At 46.8% G+C, this 4,967-nt stretch carries 4 protein-coding genes; 2 read left to right on the top strand and 2 right to left on the bottom strand.

What is annotated here, in order from left to right:
• The first annotated feature begins 689 nt into the window (after positions 1–689).
• A complete protein-coding gene (locus tag ACUHMQ_RS20020) occupies positions 690–1,445 on the top strand; it encodes a substrate-binding periplasmic protein (protein ID WP_445297216.1) in 756 nt (251 codons plus the stop codon).
• A gap of 230 nt (positions 1,446–1,675) precedes the next feature.
• Here ACUHMQ_RS20020 and ACUHMQ_RS20015 read toward each other — a convergent pair whose 3' ends face one another.
• Both ACUHMQ_RS20015 and ACUHMQ_RS20005 read right to left on the bottom strand, forming a co-directional pair.
• Positions 1,676–2,476 (bottom strand): hypothetical protein, encoded by an 801-nt coding sequence (locus ACUHMQ_RS20015; RefSeq protein WP_445297215.1) that lies wholly within the window; start codon positions 2,474–2,476, stop codon positions 1,676–1,678.
• 605 nt (positions 2,477–3,081) lie between these two features.
• Complete coding sequence (locus ACUHMQ_RS20005) at positions 3,082–4,260, bottom strand: hypothetical protein (RefSeq protein ID WP_445297213.1); 1,179 nt, start codon at positions 4,258–4,260, stop codon at positions 3,082–3,084.
• A gap of 378 nt (positions 4,261–4,638) precedes the next feature.
• On the opposite strand from ACUHMQ_RS20005, the gene ACUHMQ_RS20000 reads away from it, so the two are divergent.
• Positions 4,639–4,863: a hypothetical protein gene (locus ACUHMQ_RS20000; RefSeq protein ID WP_445297212.1), complete on the top strand. Its 225-nt coding sequence runs from the start codon at positions 4,639–4,641 to the stop codon at positions 4,861–4,863.
• Positions 4,864–4,967: the final 104 nt, after the last annotated feature.

The raw sequence follows: 4,967 nt of genomic DNA, 5'->3' as shown, positions 1-4,967 counted from the left end.
ACATTTCCATGGTGATCACCCTTTCTCTCCTGCCTAGAAATTAGGCAGGGCAAGTAGAACACCTGGGTCAGTTTTGAATCGGCACTAGCACTTTGGCTGGGTCAGTTTTCGGTCAGCCGCAACACTGGGGTGATCCTGCTGGCTCAGCAAGAGCAGATACCGACGAGAGAACCTGCTTTCAAGCGCTGCGACAGACAGGACTGGAAACGAAACCCACCAGAACCAATGCACCGATTGCGCGTGTGGGAGCAGTGGAGAGCTTCCTGATACGTCTGGTAGATGGTGAGCCTGCATTCTTACTCGACAAATCCTGCAAGGTGCTCATCAAGGGATTCAACGGGGGCTATCAATACCGGAAGATGCTGGTTCCGGGGGAGGAACGTTTTACCGAGACTCCCGACAAGAACAGGTTTTCGCACCCGCACGATGCTTTGCAATACGTTGCATTAGGACATTTGGGGAACTCTTACAACGAGATAACGGAGCAAGAAAGCAGAGCAAAGTCTCGAAATGCACGGCGTTATCAGGTCGTCTAGACTAAGCATAAGTATTGGCAGGAGATAAAAATGCACTAGTTCGCGTTGTCTTAATGCGTAACTATTGTATTGCTATGCAGCTATCTCACTGTTCTGTATCAGAGACGGGTACTGCATTAGCGCATAGCACTAGTTGAGATAGGAAAGAAAGCCATGTTTCGTTGCCAATGGTTATGGTTCAGTGCGGCATGTATTTCTGGGCTAGTACTCGCTGCTGAACCTGTAGTGCTGAATGCCTTTACGGAAGAATGGCCACCATATAGTTTTAGCGATAATGGCACTGTAAAAGGAATTGCGACTGATCTACTTAAGGAAATAGCTCTAGAGGCTGGTATATCGGTCAATATAGAAGTAGTACCTTGGAAACGTGCTTATGAAACAGCGCTTCATCGGCCTGCAACTTTAGTTTTTTGTACTGCCCGTAGCGCCGAGCGTGAACAATTATTTGAGTGGGTTGGCCCAATCGTGCCCAGGGAAATCTGGTTATTTGGGAGGCCTGATAGTAATAATTCGTTACTCAGATTAGATGCATTGTCTGGAGTCATTGGTGCCGTGTTTGGAGATGCTACAGTTACCGATTTGTTCGCTAAAGGAGTAAAACCAGAACAAATAGACTATTCGAAAGATATGGAAACTGTATTGCGCAAATTTTTATATCGCCGAGTCAATTATTTTTACGACACTGAACCATCAGCAGTATGGAGAGTTAAGCAACAAAAGCTTTCATTAACAGAGCTTCAGAAGATAATCAAAATCAGTGGAGGTGAGGGATATTACTATGCAGTGAATCGTAAAACCTCCCCAGATTTAGTCAACAAGCTGCGCAAGGCATTGGCTAAACTGAAAGATAGAAAGCGTACCGAAGTAATTATGCAAAATTATTTAAGTGGTTGGAAAAGTGCACAATAGCCTAAGCACTACAAGAACTTTTCACTGATCGATTGCAACTTTTTCTGCTAGGCGCAATCTAGCCAACAGAACTACTTGGTAAACAACAGACCCACGACAAATGAGAGAAGGAAGAAGAACGTTGCGACCTTCTTCCCCAAGTCTGAGTGTATTGCTTCCTTTAGCCTAGAAATTCTTGCTTTCGGCGTATCAAGTTGATTGGCGCGGCTGGACATAGTTCATGCGCCCCTCTAGAACTTAGCAACCAAGCCGGTATATACGGAGGTTGAAAATAGAATTTGTACATCATCAGCTGTATTCAACACTCCGTCAGGTCCTGACGAGATGATATTAATTACATAGGCACATGTATTATGGCTGTCGTTTAACGTAGTACGGCCACGCGAGTAAACGAAGCGATTGCTCCATGGATCGAGTTCATCCGCTGCCGAGATATTGAGGGCAGTGGTACCTCTATCGAAATACACTAAGTCTCGGGCTCCTGAATCACATGCTCCGTTTGCCGGGAAATAATTGTTATAAGCTACGGGAGTTAAGCCGCCATCAACAGCTAGACTTCCAGAGGACTTAGTTACCCTGGCCATTACAGACGCAAAGCTATATGCCCGTTCTCGTACTGCTTGTGCTGCAGGTTTTGCTCCCCCGTCTGTAGTTGCTGATAGTGCTAGTGCATCCTCAGCAGTCAACCACAATACAATATCGTCGAATTGGTTAGGACCACTAGTTGCATAGTCAGCCTTAGTGAGAATGACATCGTTGTCCGTATTCTCCTGTTCACGCGCTCCACCACTGGCTGCTGGCTTCTGAGAGCCAGAACCTTGGTAGGTGTATGCACCATACCCATTGATTCCATGCGAAATGATGGCAGCAACCACTCCTGTTACTAGGTTCGTGGTGCCATTGGTGACAATGATGGGGCCGTTGATACTGCTGCCCGGGCTCAAGCGTTGGGCTGGGGTAAGCACAGCAGAAGGATTGCGAATAGCCGCGCGGCTGACGTAGTAGGTGAAATAGCCATCGAATCCATCCATTGCTTGCGACTCTGTGATGCCGAGCGTTGCCCATGGGACTAGTCCACGGTACACCGTATTCCCTGCGATGTTCGTACCCTCCAAGGTTGCAGGTTGCCGCGCCATCTACCGGCGGCTCACGCGAAGCCATACCAAAATTTGCAGCAGTAGGGGCTAGATTGACAGGGGCTGGACAAGGTAGGCGGCCATTAGCAGCCACATAGCGCTGGAGTGCTTGCTTAAGAGTTCCTGGTTACCCTTCGTGGCATCAACACGGCTTTGTGTCATCTGAGTATTAAATAACCCCCAGATCATTGGGAAGATGAAGCCCATGATGACTAAGACTGTAGCTATTTCAGCCAGGGTAAAGCCGTGATGCTTTCGCATGCCAGATTCCCTTTCGAGTTGCATACAAGATAGCAGCACAGGTCTGGGTTAGTTGGCTTGCCAGGTAGACGTTGACGTTTGTGTCTTTACGGAACAACGGGTTGTGGTATCAACTGCCTCCAGTTTTTCGTCAAAGCTAGGTTGAAACAATTACGTTGCATCCACGAAAAGTAGGCGTAAAAAACCGTGAACGACTGTTTAGAGCACGTTCACGGCTATCAGCAGCTTACTTTCAAGTATTACTGCGGTAGTCCAAGCTGTGTTTTCAACTCAGTGATGGCTGCTTTGTTGAAATGAACTTGTGGATCTTTTAACTCTGTTTCTTTGTCGAAATATACTGCGACATCCTTCCCTGTTTGAGAAATTGCAAGTTTGGCACCTGCGTTAACATAAGTGGGATTAAATAACATTTCCTCTATGGACTGCGACCTGGGAAAGGTGAAGAAATAGAAATTATCAGAAAAAGTAGAGGGTGAGAGGCTGATTTGACGATAACTCCCCTCTCCAATCAATGACCCATCGGGTTTACAGTCGGATGTCGCTTTATAAACTTCAACCTTACTGTCACCAATGAGTTTAAAGCCAACCTTTGTTGAAGAAGGTGTCGGTTGTATGCAGTACAAATCAGTTGCGGCATTTTTCTCAATAGGAGCACCCTGAAACACTAATGGTGTATTGGCGGGCAGATTAATATATGCACGCAATCCTATAGCTTCAGACGAAAATTTATTATCACCTAATGTATCAGCTAGTTTCGCACCAGACGGCAATATTCCATTCTTGGGTTCACCAGTACTGAACAACATGCTGTATTTCATTAGTTGATTGTTCAATTCAAATTCTTCAAGCCGAAATCGATAGGCTGGCTTATCAGTCGCTGTAATACTGGCCATCCAACCTACATTTTCCTTGCTAACGACATAACGATCATATAGAGCCTCATTTCCCAGTCTGTCATCGAGACCAAGATGGTGGTCCTGATAATCTGCAGTGTAGGTTTTTAGCGGTGAAAGCAACTGATGCAGAAATACCGCTGTAAGGTTCATTCGCGCTGGATTATGGTTGTCTCTAATATGGAAACCAGCAAAGGAGAAGTCAGTTAACACTGTATTTAAGACAGATACAGCACCCAATTCATAGATTGAAAAAGATGTCGGGATTCGATTAAGGTCAACATGCAAGCTATACATATCGCCTTTTTGTAGGCGTTGGAATGTAGTATTCGGTGTCGGTGTCGGTGTCGGTGTCGGTGTCGGTGTCGGTGTCGGTGTCGGTGTCGGTGTCGGTGTCGGTGTCGGTATCGGAGCGGGTGTCGGAGTAGTAGCTGGAGCCGGCTGACCACCACCACCTCCACCACATGCGGTCAGAGCAAAGCAAAGAGAAATGCTGATTGCAAGAATTGTAGTTCTGTTATTCAAAATGAATTCCCTACCTAAAAATAGAAAGCAGGCAACCTGCAAACCCTACTTATGAAGGTAAGCAGCATTACCTAATGGTTTTTGATTAATGTTTATGACAAAAACATGTTTATCTGAGTGAAAGTATTCGGGATGCATGCAAACAGACATTCGGGATTTCCCTAGGAAACGGATGGTTTTATTGCCAGGACGGAGTTGCATGCTGTGCAGATATGCTCGGGTAATCTGAGTTTGGGCCCAGTATGGTGGCTGGTGAAACGGCATTCAGCTGCCTGCCTTTGCTCCGGAATGTGGCTTATTTATTTGTTCTGTGAAGCAGTAGTTCACCGGTAACAACCCCTACAGTCTTCCCATTCCAGCATTTCCGAGTGGCCAGACATGCAAGGCGACGCAGCAACTCTCCTCGATACCGGCAAGGCCCAGCAGCAATACGGGCTGGTCCGCCATTACACCTACATCAACGGTGATCCCTGTCTGCTAATCCGGCCTGCTGTGCCGAGATTGGGCGCCAATGCCTTCGCAATCCGCCAGGATGATCTCTGGCGCTGGCGTACCGACTGTGAAGACGTGCGCATGGTGGCTGGTAATCCCCCCGGAAAATAGGGGTGTGCAGAAGTAGAATTTTCTCGGATAGAGGGAGTTCTACAAAATGAAGAAATCGAGATTTTCGGACAGCCAAATCATCACCGTGCTTAAGGAGGCAGAGG

The sequence above is a fragment of the Chitinimonas violaceus genome, assembly GCF_052601015.1.
Note: the sequence above shows the minus strand (reverse complement) of the source record. Positions and strands in the feature narration are given on the sequence as shown.